The 16,028-nt window shown below is 73.1% G+C and carries 18 protein-coding genes; 8 read left to right on the top strand and 10 right to left on the bottom strand.

Features of this window, described 5'->3' with window-relative positions; genetic code table 11:
- The first annotated feature begins 12 nt into the window (after positions 1 to 12).
- Positions 13 to 405, top strand: a complete 393-nt coding sequence (locus ACYVF4_RS07705) for a phage holin family protein (protein ID WP_460721406.1) — start codon at positions 13 to 15, stop codon at positions 403 to 405.
- Here ACYVF4_RS07705 and ACYVF4_RS07700 read toward each other — a convergent pair.
- From ACYVF4_RS07700 to ACYVF4_RS07690, 3 genes are all read right to left on the bottom strand, one after another.
- The gene (locus ACYVF4_RS07700; RefSeq protein WP_460721404.1) at positions 377 to 1,732 is read right to left on the bottom strand and encodes a hypothetical protein; all 1,356 of its coding nucleotides are present in this window, start codon (positions 1,730 to 1,732) and stop codon (positions 377 to 379) included. The two genes, ACYVF4_RS07705 and ACYVF4_RS07700, sit on opposite strands and share 29 nt — an antisense overlap.
- Positions 1,729 to 2,022 (bottom strand): hypothetical protein, encoded by a 294-nt coding sequence (locus tag ACYVF4_RS07695; protein WP_460721402.1) that lies wholly within the window; start codon positions 2,020 to 2,022, stop codon positions 1,729 to 1,731. The genes ACYVF4_RS07700 and ACYVF4_RS07695 overlap by 4 nt, the downstream gene beginning before the upstream one ends.
- A 108-nt stretch (positions 2,023 to 2,130) precedes the next feature.
- Positions 2,131 to 4,830 (bottom strand): ExeM/NucH family extracellular endonuclease, encoded by a 2,700-nt coding sequence (locus ACYVF4_RS07690; protein ID WP_460721400.1) that lies wholly within the window; start codon positions 4,828 to 4,830, stop codon positions 2,131 to 2,133.
- 130 nt (positions 4,831 to 4,960) lie between these two features.
- Between ACYVF4_RS07690 and ACYVF4_RS07685 the strand changes: the two genes are divergently transcribed.
- From ACYVF4_RS07685 to ACYVF4_RS07675, 3 genes are all read left to right on the top strand, one after another.
- Complete coding sequence (locus ACYVF4_RS07685; RefSeq protein ID WP_460721398.1) at positions 4,961 to 5,467, top strand: low molecular weight protein-tyrosine-phosphatase; 507 nt, start codon at positions 4,961 to 4,963, stop codon at positions 5,465 to 5,467.
- Between the two features lie 41 nt (positions 5,468 to 5,508).
- Entirely contained in the window at positions 5,509 to 6,891 is a 1,383-nt protein-coding gene (gene purB, locus ACYVF4_RS07680) for an adenylosuccinate lyase (protein ID WP_460721396.1), read from the top strand.
- A gap of 90 nt (positions 6,892 to 6,981) precedes the next feature.
- Positions 6,982 to 7,806 carry a hypothetical protein gene (locus tag ACYVF4_RS07675; protein WP_460721394.1) on the top strand — a complete coding sequence of 275 codons (825 nt, stop codon included), beginning with the start codon at positions 6,982 to 6,984 and terminating at the stop codon, positions 7,804 to 7,806.
- Positions 7,807 to 7,823: 17 nt separating this feature from the next.
- Here the strand turns inward: ACYVF4_RS07675 and ACYVF4_RS07670 are convergent, their stop codons facing one another.
- Entirely contained in the window at positions 7,824 to 8,156 is a 333-nt protein-coding gene (locus ACYVF4_RS07670; RefSeq protein WP_460721392.1) for an amino acid transporter, read from the bottom strand.
- Positions 8,153 to 8,926 carry an acyl-CoA synthetase gene (locus ACYVF4_RS07665; RefSeq protein ID WP_460721390.1) on the bottom strand — a complete coding sequence of 258 codons (774 nt, stop codon included), beginning with the start codon at positions 8,924 to 8,926 and terminating at the stop codon, positions 8,153 to 8,155. Before ACYVF4_RS07665 ends, ACYVF4_RS07670 begins: the two co-directional genes overlap by 4 nt.
- 100 nt (positions 8,927 to 9,026) lie before the next feature.
- On the opposite strand from ACYVF4_RS07665, the gene ACYVF4_RS07660 reads away from it, so the two are divergent.
- Entirely contained in the window at positions 9,027 to 9,176 is a 150-nt protein-coding gene (locus tag ACYVF4_RS07660; protein WP_460721388.1) for a hypothetical protein, read from the top strand.
- 12 nt (positions 9,177 to 9,188) lie between these two features.
- Here ACYVF4_RS07660 and ACYVF4_RS07655 read toward each other — a convergent pair whose 3' ends face one another.
- Positions 9,189 to 9,986: an alpha/beta fold hydrolase gene (locus tag ACYVF4_RS07655; RefSeq protein WP_460721386.1), complete on the bottom strand. Its 798-nt coding sequence runs from the start codon at positions 9,984 to 9,986 to the stop codon at positions 9,189 to 9,191.
- A 69-nt stretch (positions 9,987 to 10,055) separates the two neighbouring features.
- Here ACYVF4_RS07655 and ACYVF4_RS07650 point away from each other — a divergent pair, with 69 nt between their 5' ends.
- Complete coding sequence (locus ACYVF4_RS07650) at positions 10,056 to 10,982, top strand: NADP-dependent oxidoreductase (RefSeq protein ID WP_460721384.1); 927 nt, start codon at positions 10,056 to 10,058, stop codon at positions 10,980 to 10,982.
- A gap of 220 nt (positions 10,983 to 11,202) precedes the next feature.
- Here ACYVF4_RS07650 and ACYVF4_RS07645 read toward each other — a convergent pair whose 3' ends face one another.
- Positions 11,203 to 11,499, bottom strand: coding sequence for an Rdx family protein (locus ACYVF4_RS07645; protein ID WP_460721382.1), 297 nt, complete (start codon positions 11,497 to 11,499; stop codon positions 11,203 to 11,205).
- A gap of 305 nt (positions 11,500 to 11,804) precedes the next feature.
- Between ACYVF4_RS07645 and ACYVF4_RS07640 the strand changes: the two genes are divergently transcribed.
- Positions 11,805 to 12,068, top strand: coding sequence for a hypothetical protein (locus tag ACYVF4_RS07640; RefSeq protein WP_460721381.1), 264 nt, complete (start codon positions 11,805 to 11,807; stop codon positions 12,066 to 12,068).
- Positions 12,069 to 12,107: 39 nt separating this feature from the next.
- Positions 12,108 to 13,382 (top strand): NAD(P)/FAD-dependent oxidoreductase, encoded by a 1,275-nt coding sequence (locus ACYVF4_RS07635; protein ID WP_460721379.1) that lies wholly within the window; start codon positions 12,108 to 12,110, stop codon positions 13,380 to 13,382.
- A gap of 8 nt (positions 13,383 to 13,390) precedes the next feature.
- Here ACYVF4_RS07635 and ACYVF4_RS07630 read toward each other — a convergent pair whose 3' ends face one another.
- From ACYVF4_RS07630 to ACYVF4_RS07620, 3 genes are all read right to left on the bottom strand, one after another.
- On the bottom strand, positions 13,391 to 14,059 hold the full coding sequence (locus tag ACYVF4_RS07630) for an SDR family oxidoreductase (RefSeq protein ID WP_460721378.1): 669 nt from the start codon (positions 14,057 to 14,059) through the stop codon (positions 13,391 to 13,393).
- A gap of 9 nt (positions 14,060 to 14,068) precedes the next feature.
- Entirely contained in the window at positions 14,069 to 15,097 is a 1,029-nt protein-coding gene (locus ACYVF4_RS07625; protein ID WP_460723070.1) for a 3-hydroxyacyl-CoA dehydrogenase family protein, read from the bottom strand.
- Between the two features lie 107 nt (positions 15,098 to 15,204).
- Positions 15,205 to 16,011 (bottom strand): enoyl-CoA hydratase/isomerase family protein, encoded by an 807-nt coding sequence (locus tag ACYVF4_RS07620; protein WP_460721376.1) that lies wholly within the window; start codon positions 16,009 to 16,011, stop codon positions 15,205 to 15,207.
- Positions 16,012 to 16,028: the final 17 nt, after the last annotated feature.

Below are 16,028 nucleotides of genomic sequence, written 5' to 3'. Positions count from 1 at the left end.
GAGACTTCCGCCATGGGATTCATCGTCCGCATCCTCGTGAACGCGTTCGCGATCTGGATCGTCACCCTGATCGAGCCGCTGCGCGTCTCGGTCATCCCGTTCCAGCCGGGCGAGACGCTGCAGCTGGTGCTGACGCTGCTGCTCGTGGCGCTCATCTTCGCCCTGGTCAACGCTCTCATCGGCACCGTGATCAAGGTGCTCGCCTTTCCGTTGTACATCCTGACCCTGGGCCTGATCGGCCTGGTGATCAACGCCTTCCTGCTGTGGCTGACCGGCTGGATCACCGAGTTCTGGAGCTTCGGCCTGCGGGTCGAGGACTTCTGGCTGGGGCTGGTGGCGGCGCTCATCATCACGCTCATCAACTGGCTGTTCGGCCTCATCCTGCGCCCGAAGAAGAGGGACTGACCTCGTCCCGCGAGGCGGCGTACTCCATCGCCTCGACCTCGACGGCCTGACCGAGCGTGTCGAAGACGCCCCGCACGGCGCTCACCCGTGGGTCGGACGAGTCGTCGACGAGGGCGGCGGTGTCGGCGTAGCCGGCGAGGGTGTGGCCCGGCAGCGAGAAGTCCGACACCCCGGATGCCGGATGCGCTTCGCGTTCGGCGATGAAACTGCCCGGCGCACCCACCCCGCCCGGGTGCCCGCCCCCGGCGAGGGCGCCGACCGGGTCGTCGGTGTGGCGAAGCGCCACGCTGAGCGTCGATTCGGGGACGTCGGCGCTGATCGGCGAGCCGTAGGACACGACGGTGCGGGCGTCGAACTCGCCCTCGAGAGCCAGGTGCGACGCGATCATCGCGCCCTGGGAGTGACCGAAGGCGTGCACGACGTCGCCGGGCTCGGCACCGGCATCCCGCAGCGCCGCCACCGTCGCCTGGTAGGAGGCGGAGCGCTCGCCCCGGTAGAGCTGCTGGTTCGAGGCCATGTCCCACGGTTCCCGGCCGCCGGCGCCGAGCGTCCTCGTGCCGGCGACGTAGACGGCGAACTGGCGTGAGCCGTCGCCCATCGTGTACTTCTCGACGCGGATCTGCGACGCCCCGCCCTGCGGCACCCGGCCGGCCGCGGCGGCGAGGCCCGCCGGCGCGGTGACCGGAGCCACCGGCACGGGTTGCAGCAGGACGGGCGGGGCAGGACCCTGCAACCGGCTCTCGCGCGACACCCGGCCGGCCCCGCCGGCGGCGAGCAGCGCTGCCGATCCGAGGACGAAGCCGCCGGCGGCGACGCCCCCGACCGGACCGCCCCACAGCCCGAACGCCGACCCCAGATCGCGCCCCACCTCGGTGCTCTGGCGGACGAGGTGTCGCGGCCACATCGCGCCGTGCTCGACCTCGAGGCCGACCGCCGCGGCCATCGCGGTGTCGTCCTCGGCCATGATGCGCTGCCGTGCGGCGTCGATGCGCTTCAGAGCCGCGTCGTCGCCCGCGAGCAACGCCGCCCGGTGCTGGGCGTTCAGCTCGACGAGCTCGTAGATGCCCGCGACGGAGCGCAGCCGGTCGGCGATGACCTCAGCCGCGGCGATCACCTCGCGCACCTTGCCGTGGAGCACGGCGGCGGCAGACACCGCCGGCCACGCGTGAGCGCGCTGCGCGGCCAGCTGGTTCTGCAGCGGGCCGAACCGGTCGAGCGCCCGCTCCAGCTCTGCGCAGGTGGCGTCGAAGCGGGCGGCGGCCGCACGGACGGTGGCGGTGTCCACCGCGATCGCGCCGCCCCCGCGAAGCTCGAGCTCGTCGCTCACGGGCAGCTCCACGCCGCGAGCCGCACCGTCGCGTACGCGCGCTGCACCTCGGCCCGCAGGTCATCGGCGTAGGCGGTGATCGCCACCGTCTGCCGCGCCCAGTCCTCGGCGCGCGCGAAGAAGTCTCCCGCGGAGCGGGACTGCCACTCGACGTCGGCAGCGACCTGCCAGGCGCCGGCGGCGACCTCGTCGAGGCGGGTGAGGACGCCGTCGAGAAGCCGCGCGACGATCTCGAGGTCGGGCAGCGCCGCGGCCGCCGAGGCGGCCGACGAGCAGAACGCGAGCGTCATGCCCCCATGCTGGCGGGCGGGCCGCATCGCACACGGCCGAGCCGCGGACCTGTGAACGAACAGGCCCGCGGCTCGGACTGGGGAGGAGACGTCGCTCCTCGCGGTGGATCAGCGCATGCCGTAGGGCGCCTTCACGACCACCGTCGCGGTCGCGGTCGCGGTGTTGCCCGCGGCGTCCGTCGCCGTGTAGGTGAACGTGTAGTTCGCCTTGTTGGCCGCCACGATCGCGAAGGTGGTGTCGTCGATCCGGCGGATCGCGGCCTTCTTCGATCCGGTGGCGGTGGTCCCGGCCAGCTCCACCGAGACCTCGCCGCTGTCGTCGGCGGCCTCGACGGTGATCGTCACCTCGCGCTCACCGTTGTCGGGCGGGAAGATCGCCGACGGCGAGGCGGTCGCCGTGATGGTCGGCGCCGTCACATCGGGGGCGGTCAGGTCGAGGCCCACGAGCACCGGGTCGTGGTCGCTCGAGCGGAACGGGTCGGGCGCGAAGATCGCGTCCTGCGCCGGCAGCTTGAACGACATGTCGTAGTCGAGCAGGCTCGGCTCGTCGGCGTTGATGCGCCACACGGCGGCACCCGTCACGTCCTCGGTCAGGCCGGTGCCCGCCAGTGCGTAGTCGAGGTAGCCCAGCTGCCCGTCGAAGACGTACGAGTAGGCGTTCTCGCCCTGGTACTCCAAGAGCAGGTCGGAGTAGCCCCCGGCCACCAGCGCGTCGATCGGGTCCTCCTTGTCGTAGGAGTTGAGGTCGCCGATGACGAGCTCGCGTCCCGCGCCCTGCCCGGTCGGGTCGCCGGCGAGCCAGTCGACCATCGCTTCGGCGGCCGCCGTGCGCACGCCGGCGCAGTTGGCCTGGCCGTCGCCGGTGTCGGGGTCGCCGACGTCGGCGCACGAGGAGCCCTTGGACTTCAGGTGGTTGACCACGACGGTGACCGTCTCGCCGGACTCCACGTCCGCGAACGTCTGAGCCAGCGCCGGGCGGTTCTTGGTGTCGAGCCAGCGGGAGTCGACGGAGCCGTCCAGCAGCGCGAAGTCCCCGACGGGCTCGACGGTGGCGGGCTTGTAGACAAGCGCCGTCGTGATCGCGTCGGTGCCGATGCGCCCGGTCTCGATGTAGTCGTACACGTCCGCGCCGAGCTTGTCGTTGAGCGCCTGCGTCAGGGTCGCGACGGCGGTGCCGTTGTTCTCGATCTCGATGAGACCGAACACGTCGGCGTCGATCTCGCTCAGGGCGGCGACGATCTTGGCCTCCTGGCGGTCGAACTCCTCGGCGGTGTCCGCGCCGCGGGCCGCGGAGCTCTGCGAGGTCAGCGTCGTGAAGTAGTTGAGCACGTTGAAGCTCGCCACCGTCACGTCACCGCCCACCTCGGGCACCTCGGGACGCGGGTTCGCGGCGTCGTAGACGGCGCCCTGCGTGGGCTGGATCGCCCATGTGCCGAAGCGGTAGTCCAGGATGCCGGTGACATCGGTGACCGTGTCGCCACCGCGGAAGGTGTTCTCGAGGCCGAACATCTCGCCGTTCGGGTGGATCGCCGGGTCGGGGTTCTGGATGCTGCGGCCGTCGTCGATCGTGATGCGCTCGAGAAGGTTCCGCTCCAGCAGCTGCGCCGCCTCGTCCGAACCGGGCTCGTAGACCGCGGTCGGGGTCATCTGCCGGTCGAGGCCGACGTCGATGGTGCCGTAGCGGGCGAACTCGAAGTACTCCAAGATCGACAGCGTCTGCGGCAGGACGACCCGCATGCCCTCGAGCGGCTCGTAGACCTCGGGCGCGGCCGGCAGCGTCAGCTCGGTCGCCGCGGGCAGCTCGGCGGTGCCGCAGACCGCGACGTCGTCGGCGGTGATCTCGGTCAGCTGGTTGAACTCGCTGACCTTCCCGACCACGTGCACGGCGTCGCCGGGCTCGACGGCGGCGCCGGCGGGGGCGTAGACGAAGACGGCGTCGGACGTGGCGGGGTCGCCGTCACCGGCATCCTGCACGTAGTAGCCGTTGAAGCCGCCGACCTGGAAGTCGCCGGTGACGACGCCCTCGACGCGCACCGTGCTGCCGGCGACCGGCGAGGCGGCGCCGGAGCCCTGCACCGAGCCGATGGTGACGACCGCGGCGTCGCAGTCGGCGACGCCGCCGGGGTCGGTGGTGACCTCGGTCGCGTTCACGGCGCCCGAGGTGTTCAGCGCCTCGCCGGCGACCAGCGTGCCCGCGAAGCCGGGGATGCCGGCCAGGTCGAAGTCGTTGCGCACCCAGTCCGACGCGGCGTCGGTGTCGGTGCCGTCGGGGATGCGGCTGGCACCTCCAGGCGCGAAGGACAGCCCGTCGTACGCGACGCCGAGCGTCGTGCCGCCGTAGGTCAGGTCGCCGGCCCCGCCGTCGTTGACGGCGATCGCGTCGACGACGGTGAAGGCGAGGCCCGCGTCGACCACGCCGTCGTTGTCGACGTCGATGTCGGTGCCGCGCGCGGGGGCGGTGCCGGTGACCAGCAGCAGGCTGATCGTTCCGTTCTCGAGGGTGTTGGCGGCGAGCTCCGCCGTCGAGCGCCCGTCCGCGCCGGCGGCCGGGAAGGTCGTGACCGAGTCGACCGCCCCCGTCGGCGAGCCGTTGTCGCCCTCGATCTGCAGCACCGAGTAGCCGGCGACGGTCGCGCCGCCAGTGGCCAGCAGCTCGATGTATTCGACGTCGGTGCCGGCCGTCGAGGCCGAGAACTCGTTGATGACGACGCGGGGCTCGGCCGCTGAGGCGGCCGGCGCCACGAGCGCGGTCGTGGCGAGAGCGGCTGCCGTGGCGACGACGGCGGCCTTTCGGGCAGGACGGTGCACGGATCCTCCTTGTGGGAACGGAGGCCGACCGACCCCCTCGGCCACGCTAAGCGAGCCGTGCGACACCCCGTGAGGGACGCAAGATGAGAGTTTCGTGAACTTCCGGCTCCGGATGGACACAATGGAGATCATGACTGTCGACGCCGTCGCGCCCTTCCGCGTCGTGTTCGTCTGCACCGGCAACATCTGCCGCTCCCCCATGGCCGACGTGGTCTTCCGCAGAATGGCGGATGCCGCGGGCCTGGGCTCGCGGGTGGCCTCCAGCAGCGCGGGCACGGGTGACTGGCATGTGGGCGAGCGTGCCGACGAGCGCACGATCGAGGCGCTCACGCGCCGCGGGTACGACGGCGCGCACCACCGCGCACGGCAGTTCACCCCGCAGGACTTCACGCGCAGCGACCTGGTCGTGGCGCTGGACCGCAGCCACGAGCGGATCCTGCACGGCTGGGCGGCGGACGAGTCCGACGCCGACAAGATCGCGCTGCTGATGTCGTTCGACCCGCACGCGCCGGTCCTCGACGTGCCCGACCCGTACTACGCCGGGCCCCGGATGTTCGACGAGGTCCTCGCTATGATCGAGAGCGCGAGCCGGGCCCTCTTCCGGCAGCTCGAGCCGGCGATCCGTCCGGCGGTGTGACCCGCCGGGCGCCGCGCCGCGCACCCCGCGAACGGAGCACCGTGACCCCTTTTCCCCCGCAGCCCCTGAGCCCGCTCGACGGCCGCTACCGCACGGCGGTCTCGCCGCTGGCCGAGTACCTGTCCGAAGCAGGCCTGAACCGGGCGCGCGTCGAGGTCGAGGTCGAGTGGCTGATCGCCCTCACCGACCGGTACCTGTTCGGCACCTCGCCGCTCAGCGACGTGCAGAAGGACCGCCTGAGGGTGCTCTACCTCGACTTCGGGCAGGCCGAGATCGACTGGCTCGCCCAGAAGGAGGCGGTCACCCGCCACGACGTCAAGGCCGTCGAGTACCTCGTGCGGGACCGGCTGTCGGAGCTCGAACTCGACGGCATCGCCGAACTCACCCACTTCGCGTGCACGAGCGAGGACATCAACTCCACGGCGTACGCGCTGACGGTCAAGCGCGCCGTCCACGACGTGTGGCTGCCGAAGCTCCGCCAGGTCGTCGCGACGCTGCGCACGATGGCGCACACCCACCGCGATGCCGCGATGCTCTCGCGCACCCACGGCCAGCCGGCCACGCCCACCACGATGGGCAAAGAGCTCGCCGTGTTCGCGTCGCGGCTCGAGCGCGTCGCGGCCCAGGTGGCGGCATCCGACTATCTGGCGAAGTTCTCGGGCGCGACCGGAACCTGGTCGGCGCACCTGGCCGCGGACCCGAAGGTCGACTGGCCGCTGGTCTCGCGCGAGTTCATCGAGTCGCTGGGCCTCGGGTTCAACCCGCTGACCACCCAGATCGAATCGCACGACTGGCAGGTGGAGCTGTACGACCGGGTGCGTCACGCCGGCGGCATCCTGCACAATCTCGCCACCGACATGTGGACCTACATCTCGCTGGGGTTCTTCTCGCAGATCCCCGTCGCCGGAGCGACCGGCTCGTCGACGATGCCGCACAAGATCAACCCGATCAGGTTCGAGAACGCCGAGGCGAACCTCGAGATCGCGGGCGGCCTGCTCACCACGCTCGCCTCGACGCTGGTGACCTCACGGCTGCAGCGGGACCTCACCGACTCCACGACGCAGCGCAACATCGGAGTCGCGTTCGGGCACTCCCTGCTCGCGCTGGACAACCTGAACCGCGGCCTCGGCGAGGTCTCGCTCGCGCAGCCTGTGCTCGACGCCGATCTCGACGCGAACTGGGAGGTGCTCGCCGAGGCGATCCAGACGGTCGTCCGCGCCGAGATCACCGCCGGGAACTCCGCCATCACGGACCCGTACGCGCTGCTGAAGGACCTCACGCGCGGGCGCCGCGTCGGAGCCGCCGAGCTCGCCGAGTTCGTGCGCGGGCTCGATATCTCGGATGCCGCGAAGGAGCGCCTCATCGCGCTGACGCCCGCCTCGTACACCGGTCTGGCGTCGCAGCTGGTCGCTGACGCGGACTGATCCGGGTCGGCGGGGGGCGACAGGGTACGCCCCCCGCGGCCCCACCGCAACGGGGCTGAGGGGGCGAGGGCGCGTCGATAGTTTTCGAACATGAACGCCGACGCATCGAACCGAGCCGACCGACCCGTGCGCGACGACGGCGTCGTCAGAGACGACCGCGATGTCGTCCGCGACGACCGCGGAGTCGTCCGTGATGAGCACGGGGTCGTGCGAGACGAACACGGGGTTGTCCGCGATGAACACGGGGTCGTGCACGACGACCGCCGCGTCGTCCACGACGAGCCCGTGACGCGCGCCTACGACTCGCGCGCCGACGACCGAGAGGCCGTGCGCGCCGAGCAGGCCGCCGTCGTCCGCGACGATGTGCTGCGCCGCGAGCACGAGCGGTTCGGCGGCTTCAAGTTCGGCTCCGCCTTCTTCGGCTGGCTGACCGCCATGGGCGCAGTCGTCCTGCTGACCGCCCTCGTCGCCGCGATCGGCGGCGCACTGGGACTCGGCGCACCCGAAGCCGTCGACGACGCCGCCCAGGCCGCCGCCGACAACCTCGGCGCCGCCACCATCATCGGCGCCATCGCGATCGCGCTGGTGCTGTTCATCGCCTACTTCGCCGGCGGATATGTCGCCGGGCGCATGGCCCGCTTCGACGGCGTCAAGCAGGGCGTCGCCGTGTGGCTGTGGGCGGTCGTCATCGCCATCGTCGTCGCGGTCATCACCGTGATCGCCGGCAGCGAGTGGGACGTGCTGGCCAACCTCGACAGCTTCCCGCGGATCCCCGTGACGGCCGAGACCGCCACCACCACCGGCATCCTGACCGCCGTCGGCGCCGCCGTGATCACCCTGATCGCCGCGATCCTGGGTGGGCTGGCGGGCATGCGGTTCCACCGCCGGGTCGACCGCGTCGGGTTCGGGGCGTGACCCTCGACGCCTGAGAGCTAGGGCGAACGGGTGCCGGCGCTGCCGGCATCCGTTTCGCCTTCTCCGGTCTTCTCGTCGGGCAGCAGGACGGGACGGTCGATGGTCTTGGCGACCTGCGCCGGGTCGACGGCGAGCAGCAGCAGCGCCATGATCAGCAGCACCGCGATGAACGAGATGCCGCCGACGACCAGCGCCAGGACGACGGCGTTCTGCATCTGCTCGGCGGAGCCGCCCTGGAAGAAGCCCATCGACACGAGCGTCACGACCCCCGCGAACGCGGCGGCGGCGAAGGCGAGTCCGATCAGCTGGACGGGCTTCATGAGGTCGCGGCGGGTGGGGCGATCGGTCACGAGGGATCCTTCGGGTCGGCGGCGATGAGAGCGGGGTCGGCCGGCTGCGCCGCGCCGGGGCGCGGCGAGAACGCGGCGATGCCGAGGTAGACGGCGAGCACGGCGGCGTATCCGCCGAAGACGCCGACGGCGATCGTGATCCCGGTGAGGGTGAAGGATCCGGCCTCGGCGATCGTGTAGTCCAGCGAGAACCCCGCGGGGACGGCGAGCGTGCCGGCGGCGAGGACGAGTGTCAGGATGCCTGCGGTCAGGGCGTCGCGCGACTCGGCGCGGGGTGCGGGCGGGGCCTCGCCGGCCGGGCCGACCCACGGGGCGACATAGCCGCGGCGGGGTGCGGGGGGCGCCGGTTGCGGGGTCGCGGCGGTTTCGTGCGCTGCGGCGGGGTGCGTGGCGGGGGCGGGCCGGCGGCGGAGTTCGCGCCAGGCGGCGAGCGCCTCGACCAGTCCGCTCAGGACCGCCCACGCGATCACGACCGCGAAGAATCCGGCGACGGTGCGCGCGCTCGGGACGCCGCTCACCATGCCGGCGACCAGGGCGAGAAGGCCCAGGACCAGCGCGGGCCACCGGCGGCCCGCGGGGTACACGAGCCAGAGCGACAGCATCCACACCAATCCCGTCGCCACCGCGAAGCCGCTGAAGACGGCGAGTCCGACGGCGGCGGAGTGGTCCGACGAGAACGTGATCATGATCGCCGCGATCGCCGCGAACAGGGCGCGCGCCAGCTGCACGTGGCGCACGTCGAACGTGCGGGGGGCGGAATCAGGGCTCACGGGGGTTCCTGCGGGGGTGTCGGGGACCGTTCCAGTCTAGGTCGTGGGGTGGTGCGGCAGGTCGGGCGCGGGTTGACGGCGTCTGCGGCTACGGCGGCCGTTGACCGCGAACGGCGTCAACCCCGCGGGCGCGCGGGCTGCCGGGTTGACGGCATCCGTCATCACCGGCCCCGGTGACCGCAAACCGCGTCAACTCGCGCAGCGGGCGCAGCGCCGGGATGACGGCATCCGTCGCCACCCGCGCCTGTGACCGCGAACGGCGTCAACCCTGCTGCAGGAACTCCACGGCGCGCTGGCGGAAGACGCGCGAGCCCGGGGTGTTGAAGTGGTGGCGGTCGGGGACCTCGACGAAGCTGCCGTTCGGGGTCGCGGCGGCCAGGCCGCGTGAGCGCTCGAGGATGGCGTCGTCGCTTCCGGTCGCGAAGAGGACCGGCTGCAGCGGCGGGTTCTGCGGATCCGGGTCGGCGTCGCCCTCTCGCATGCCCTCGCCGAGCGCCACGAGCGCGCGCAGGTCGTTGCCCGACACCCGCTCGGCGAGGGTGATGTAGTTGCGCGTGACCTGGTCCTCTACGGGGGTTCCGTGGTCGGCGTAGGCGCGGGCCTGTTCCAGCTGCAGCCGCGCGAGGGGACGGCCATCGGGGATGCCGCCGAGCACCGCCCGCGACACCCGCTCGGGCGCATCGACCGCGAACTGCCAGCCGACGCGCGCGCCCAGGCTGTAGCCGGCGTAGCGGACCGTGTCGATGAGGTAGGTGTCGAGGACCACGTGGAGGTCGGCGACGAGCGCGCGCATGGAGTAGTCGCCGGGCTCGTGCGGCTTGTCGCTCGCGCCGTGACCGCGCTGGTCCACGCCGATGACGCGGAAGCCCGCGCGCAGCAGGTCGCGGACCCACCCGGTGCTCACCCAGTTGTCGCGGCAACTGGACGAGAAGCCGTGGACGCAGAGCACGGGTTCGGCGTCGTCGTCGCCCCACGTATAGGTCGCGATGCGGTGGCCCTCGGCCGACATCACGAACTGCGGTGCGGGCATCTCGGTCAGGGCGGAGGGCACGGCATCCATTGCTCCATCATCGTCCTCGTGCGGGCGGCATCCGGAATATGACGGGACGGCGACCCGTTGGGCCCCGGCATGAAGGCACTCGTCTATCGCGAATTCGGCGGCGCTGACCGCTTCGAGCTCACCGAGATCGATCCGCCCCACATCGGTCCGGACACGATGCTGGTCCGCGTGGTGGCCGCGGGGATCAATCCGGTCGACTACAAGGTCCGCGAGGGGTACCTGCAGGGGCTCATCGACACGCACCTGCCGGCGGTTCCGGGCTGGGACGTCGCCGGCGTCGTCGAGAAGCCCGGGCTCGACACCCCCGAGTTCGAGGCCGGGGACGAGGTGCTCGCGTACGCGCGCGCCGACGTCGTGCGCAACGGGACGCTCGCCGAATACGTGGCCGTGCCGGTGCGGACGGCCGCCCGCAAGCCCGCCGGTCTGTCCTTCGAGGACGCCGCGGCGATCCCGCTCACGGGGCTGACCGCGCTGCAGAGCGTGGAGCGGTCGGGGCTGACGCGCGGCGAGACCGTGCTGATCCACGGGGCCGCCGGCGGTGTCGGCTCGTTCGCCGTGCAGCTCGCCGTCCGCGCGGGCGCCCGCGTGGTGGGCACCGCGTCGCCCGGCAACCACGACTACCTGCGCTCGCTCGGCGCCGAGCCGGTCGCCTACGGCGAAGGGCTGGCGGATGCCGCGCGGGCGCTCGCTCCGGAGGGCTTCGACGTCGTCCTCGACTTCGCGGGCGGGGACTCGCTCGACTCGACGCCCGCGCTGCTGCGCTCCGGCGGGCGCCTGGTGTCGATCGCCGACCCGCGTGCGCGCACCGAGTACGGCGGGCAGTACGTGTGGGTGAGGCCGGATGCCGGTCAGCTCGCCCACCTGGCGGAACTCGCCGCGGCCGGCGACCTGCGTGTCGAGCGCAGCGGCACGTACCCGCTCGAGCGCGCGGTCGAGGCCTACCGCGCACTCGAGCAGGGACACACGCGCGGCAAGATCGTGGTGCGCGTGGGCTGAGCCGGGGTCGGGGTTGGGTCGGCAGCGGGTCGGCGGTCGGCTGCGGCGGGGTCGGGGTCGGCGCCGAGCCAGGGGATTCGCGGCGAGACGGATGCCGTCGCCCCCGGTCTCGCGGGGAATCCCTTGACTCGCGGTTCGGCACGTCGCCGGGGTCGGCGCCGGCGGGCTTCAGCGGCGGGCTTCGCCGGCGGGCTTCAGCGGCGGGCTTCGGCGGCGGGGTTCAGCGGCGCGCGGCGCGGTCGGCGTGACCGAGGACGCGACCGGGCGCGATCCGGTCGCGGACCAGGCGCTTGAGGGCGACGATGTCGGGAAAGCCGCCGTTATCGGCCCGCGACCACACCCGCTCGCCGTCCGCGTGGATCTCGAAGATGCCGCCGGTGCCGGGCTCGAGGGTGACCCCGCCACCGGTGAGCTCGTCCTGGAACGTGGTCAGCAGCTCCTGCGCCACCCACGCCGCGCGCAGCATCCAGTTGCACTGCGTGCAGTACACGATGCGGATCTGGTGAGTCACCGGCATCCCTCCCCCGCCCATCGTACGAGGGCGTCGCCGCGCGCGGTGGGGCGGCCCCCCTCACCCCCGGATAGGAGATGCGCACTCGAAAGGATCAACCTCGCCCCGGGTTACCTCACCAGCACCATTTCTCCTAGCCGGCGCGCGAGCGGATGCGAGCGCGCGGTGAGGGCCCGGCCGGACCCGCGAGGCCCGGAAGCGCGGCGGTGGCACCCGGCCACCCGCGGACCTAGCCGGTCGGGGGGCGGGCGTCAACGGGATGCGGGGGGCGAGTGCCTCGGCGAGGCTGGGCGGGACAGCGAAGGAGAATCATGAACCGCGATTCCAGCATCGATCCCGACGACGACGTGATCGTCGAGCCGCTCGCCTCCGAGACCGACGGCGTCGACGTCAGCGAGATCCCCGCCGTCGACACGCACGCCGGCGACCTCGATCAGCCCGACACCCAGGGCGAGGACCCGCTCGAGGCCGAGCTCGGCGAGGACGGCCAGGGCGACCTCGCGCCCGAGGACGACCCCGCCGCCTCGTCCAGCCTCGAGGACGCCGGCCCGACCGACCTGCGCACCGAGATCTGACCGCGCCTGCGGGGCGACGCGGGGCCTAGCGTGAGAAGCGTGACGGATGCCGCGTCCCCCGCCCGCGCCCCCGGCCGGCACGTCGTCGTGGTCGGCGCGGGCCTCGCGGGCCTGAGGTGCGCCCTGCGGCTGGCCGAGCACGGGTGCCGCGTGACGGTGCTCGAGGCCGCCGACCGCGTGGGCGGCCGGCAGCGCACCGACCGCGTGGACGGGTTCCTGCTGGATCGCGGGTTCCAGGTGCTGAACCCGGCCTATCCCGCCGTGCGCCGGTGGGTGGACGTCGGCGCGCTCGACCTGCGGGCTTTCCCCGTCGGCGTGCGGGTGCGGCGCACCGATCGCACGGTCGCGCTCGCCCATCCGCTCCGCCATCCCACCCGCATCCCGATGACACTCGCCAGCGGGCTGACCGGATCACGTGATCTGGTCGCCCTGGCCAGGTGGGCGGTGCCCGCCGTGCTGCGGCCGAAGGCGGTCATCGCCGGGCGCGACACCACGCTCGCCGAGGCGTGGGATCGCGCCGGGTTCACCGGGCCGCTTCGCACCGAGGTGCTCGAGCCGTTCCTCGCGGGGGTCGTCGCCGACGACACCGGGGCCACGTCCGACGCATTCGCGCGCCTGCTCGTGCGGATGTTCGCGCTCGGGCGCCCGGGGCTTCCCGCCGCGGGCATCGCCGCCCTGCCCGCCCAGCTCGCCCGCCGCGCCGAGGCCGCCGGGGTCGAGTTCCGCCTGAACGCACGCGTCGACGCCGTGCGCGCGACCGCGCGGGGCGTCGACGTCGAGTCCGGCGACACCCTCCACGCCGATGCTGCGGTCGTCGCGGCCGACCCGCGGGCGGCCGCCGCACTGCTCGGCCTGGACACGCCGGCGATGCGTGGGCTGCAGACCTGGTGGTTCGACGCGGATGCCGGGGCTCCGGCATCCGCTCTTCTCACCGTCGACGGACGTCGCGCGGGTCCGATCGTGAACACCGCCGTGATGTCCCGGACGGTGCCGTCCTACGCCCCGCCCGGCCGCCACCTCGCGCAGGCGACGTGCCTGCTGCCGCCGGACCCGGAGCACGCCCCGCGCGAGCCCGACGTCCGCCGCCAGCTCGCCGAGCTGTGGGGACCCGCCGCCGCGACGTGGCGGCTGCTGCGGCGCGATGACATCCGCGACGCCCTGCCCGCCCAGACGCCGCCGCTGCGGACGACGACTCCCGCCCGCGTCGCCGAGCGGCTCTACGTCGCGGGCGATCACCGCGACACCGCGTCGATCCAGGGGGCGCTGGTCTCGGGCGACCGCGTCGCCCGCGCCGTCATCGCCGACCTGGCCTGAGGCTTCGTTCAGTACCGCGCCGAGAACCCGCCGTCGCTGTGCAGCAGCTGACCCGAGATCCACCGGCCCTCGGGCGAGATCAGGAACGCCACGAACGCCGCGATGTCGTCGGGCGTGCCGAAACGGCCGAGCGGATGCAGCGGCTGCAGGTGCGCGCGCGTTCCGTCGTCCATCCACCCGGTGTCGATCGGTCCGGGGTTCAGCACGTTCGCCGAGATCCCCAGCGGACCGAGTTCGCGCGCGGCCGAGATCACCAGGCGATCGAGGGCGCCCTTGGACGCCCCATACGGCAGGTTGCCGGTGGTGTGGTCGCTCGTGAGAGCCACGACCGCCCCGCCGTCCGGCCCCACCTGCCGCGCGAACGCGGCGATCAGCAGCAGCGACGCACGGGCGTTGACGGCGACGTGCCGGTCGAAGCTCTCGGCGGTGGTGTCCAGGATGCCGCTCTCGACGTCGTGGGCATGACTGAGGATCAGTGCGTCGATGCGGCCGTGGTCGCGCACCACCTCGGCGATGAGGTCCTCGGGCCCCTCGGGGGTGGACAGGTCCGCGAGGTGGTCGGCGTCGGCGAGGTCGCTCGTCACGACCTGCCATCCTTCCGCGCGCAAGCGCGGGACGATGCCGGCGCCGGCGATGCTGTCGGCGCGCGCGGCGCCGGTGACCAGGGCTGACGGCATCCGTCGACCTTACCCGTAGGTGTAGAAGCCGCGCCCGCTCTTGCGGCCCAGGTCGCCGCGGGCGACCATGTCGCGCATCAGCTGCGGCGGCTCGAAGCGGGGGCCGAGCTCGGCGGCGAGATACTCGGCGATGCCAAGGCGGACGTCGAGTCCGACGATGTCGGTGAGGGCGAGCGGCCCGATCGGGAAGCGGTAGCCGAGCACCATCGCCGCGTCGATGTCCTCGGGCGAGGCGACGCCCTCCTCGACCATGCGGATCGCCTCGAGCCCGATCGCCACCCCGAGCCGCGACGACGCGAACCCGGGGGCGTCCTTCACGACGACGGCCGTCTTGCCGAGGGCAGCGACCCACTCGCGGGCGCGGGCGACGAGCTCGTCCGCGGTCTGCTCGGCGACGACGACCTCGACGAGCTTCGACGCCGGGACCGGGTTGAAGAAGTGCAGCCCGCAGAGCCGCTCGGGGCGCTCCAGCCCCGCGGCGAGCGCCGTCACCGACAGCGACGACGTGTTCGTGGCCAGCCACGCGTCTGGGCCCGCGTGCCGCGCCATGCGCGCGAGCGCCTCGGTCTTGAGCGCGAAATCTTCGGGCACCGCCTCGACCACCAGCCCGCACCCGGCGAACGCGGCGAGATCGATCGTGACGGTGAGGGTGGGCGCGGGTGCGTGGGTCTCGCCGGGCGTGTGGGGCTCGCCGGGTGCGTTCGGCTCGCCGGGCGTGTGGGGCTCGCCGAGTGCGTTCGGCTCGCGAGCCATGGGATTCGCGGCGAGACGGATGCCGTCGCCCCCGGTCTCGGCGGGAATCCCCTGGGTCGGCGGCGCAACGGCTGCCGCGGCGCGTTCCCGCGTGCGGCGCAGGTCGGTGTCGATGCGCTCGCGCGCGGCGGCCACCGAGGCCTCGTCCCGCTCGACGACGACGACCTCGGCGGCGCCGGACACGAGGAAGGCGTGGGCGATGCCGGCTCCCATGCGCCCACCGCCGAGCACGCCGACCCGCGCCGGCACCCGCGCCGGCACCCCTGACGGCACCCGCGCCGGCATCCCCGCCTGCACCCCTGACTCCGCGCCGCCATAGCCCGCTGCGGGCACCGAAGAAGCCACCCCCGACGCGGCCCCCGAAGACGCCCCGCCGCCGGAACCGACCGCCGTCACGCGCGGTCCCCTCGGGTGTTCCGGCGGTCGAGGAAGGACTGCATCCGCTCGAACTTGGCGTCGGACTCGAACAGGATCGCCTGGGCGATGTTGTCGACGGCCGGGTGCGCGTCGCGGGGCATCGCGAGCAGCTGCTTGCCGAGGCGGACGGCGAGGGGGTCCTGCCGGGCGATGTCGTCGGCGAGGGCGTCTGCGGCGTCGAGCAGCTCGGCCGGCTCGTGCAGCGAGGTGACGAGACCGCGGGCGAGCGCCTCGTCCGCGGTGAGCGAGTGCCCGGCCAGGACGAGGCGGCGCGCGGTGTCGAGGCCGGCGAGCTCCGCGATCCGCCACAGGGCTCCGGCGGCGGGAAGGATCCCGAGGCCCACCTCGGGCTGGCCGATGCGCACGCGGGTCGTGGCGACGCGGAAGTCCGCCGCCCACGCCAGCTCGGCCCCGCCGCCCAGCGCGTAGCCGTCGAGCGCGGCGATCACCGGCATCGGCAGGCGGGCGATGCGCTCGAAGACACCGGAATTGATGCCGCGCAAGGCGTCCTCGCGCCGCCGCTCGCGAAGCTCCGCGATGTCGGCGCCCGACGCGAAGAAGCCCCTGCCGTCGATCTCGGTGCCCGAGAGGATCAGGATCTTCGGGTTCCGCTCGAGGTGGTCGCACAGGCGGTGCAGCTCGTCGACGAGTGCGGCGTCGATGGCGTTGCGGGTCTCGGGCCGGCGGATCGCGGCGTGCAGTCGGTCGTCGGTCTCGTGGACCTGCACGGCGGCGAAGTCGGCGGGATCGGCCGACGTCGCCGAGGAGGACGTCGTTGTCATCCCCCCATCATGGCCGC

The organism is Microbacterium aureliae (genome assembly GCF_054780155.1).
Note: the sequence above shows the minus strand (reverse complement) of the source record. Positions and strands in the feature narration are given on the sequence as shown.

What these genes read in the sequence shown, in the direction of transcription:
- ACYVF4_RS07705 (WP_460721406.1), top strand. Translation starts at nt 13, where the DNA reads ATGGGATTCATCGTCCGCATCCTCGTGAACGCGTTCGCGATCTGGATC.
- ACYVF4_RS07695 (WP_460721402.1), bottom strand. Translation starts at nt 2,022, where the DNA reads ATGACGCTCGCGTTCTGCTCGTCGGCCGCCTCGGCGGCCGCGGCGCTG.
- ACYVF4_RS07685 (WP_460721398.1), top strand. Translation starts at nt 4,961, where the DNA reads ATGACTGTCGACGCCGTCGCGCCCTTCCGCGTCGTGTTCGTCTGCACC.
- ACYVF4_RS07675 (WP_460721394.1), top strand. Translation starts at nt 6,982, where the DNA reads ATGAACGCCGACGCATCGAACCGAGCCGACCGACCCGTGCGCGACGAC.
- ACYVF4_RS07655 (WP_460721386.1), bottom strand. Translation starts at nt 9,986, where the DNA reads ATGGATGCCGTGCCCTCCGCCCTGACCGAGATGCCCGCACCGCAGTTC.
- ACYVF4_RS07650 (WP_460721384.1), top strand. Translation starts at nt 10,056, where the DNA reads ATGAAGGCACTCGTCTATCGCGAATTCGGCGGCGCTGACCGCTTCGAG.
- ACYVF4_RS07645 (WP_460721382.1), bottom strand. Translation starts at nt 11,499, where the DNA reads ATGCCGGTGACTCACCAGATCCGCATCGTGTACTGCACGCAGTGCAAC.
- ACYVF4_RS07640 (WP_460721381.1), top strand. Translation starts at nt 11,805, where the DNA reads ATGAACCGCGATTCCAGCATCGATCCCGACGACGACGTGATCGTCGAG.
- ACYVF4_RS07630 (WP_460721378.1), bottom strand. Translation starts at nt 14,059, where the DNA reads ATGCCGTCAGCCCTGGTCACCGGCGCCGCGCGCGCCGACAGCATCGCC.
- ACYVF4_RS07625 (WP_460723070.1), bottom strand. Translation starts at nt 15,097, where the DNA reads ATGCCGGCGCGGGTGCCGTCAGGGGTGCCGGCGCGGGTGCCGGCGCGG.
- ACYVF4_RS07620 (WP_460721376.1), bottom strand. Translation starts at nt 16,011, where the DNA reads ATGACAACGACGTCCTCCTCGGCGACGTCGGCCGATCCCGCCGACTTC.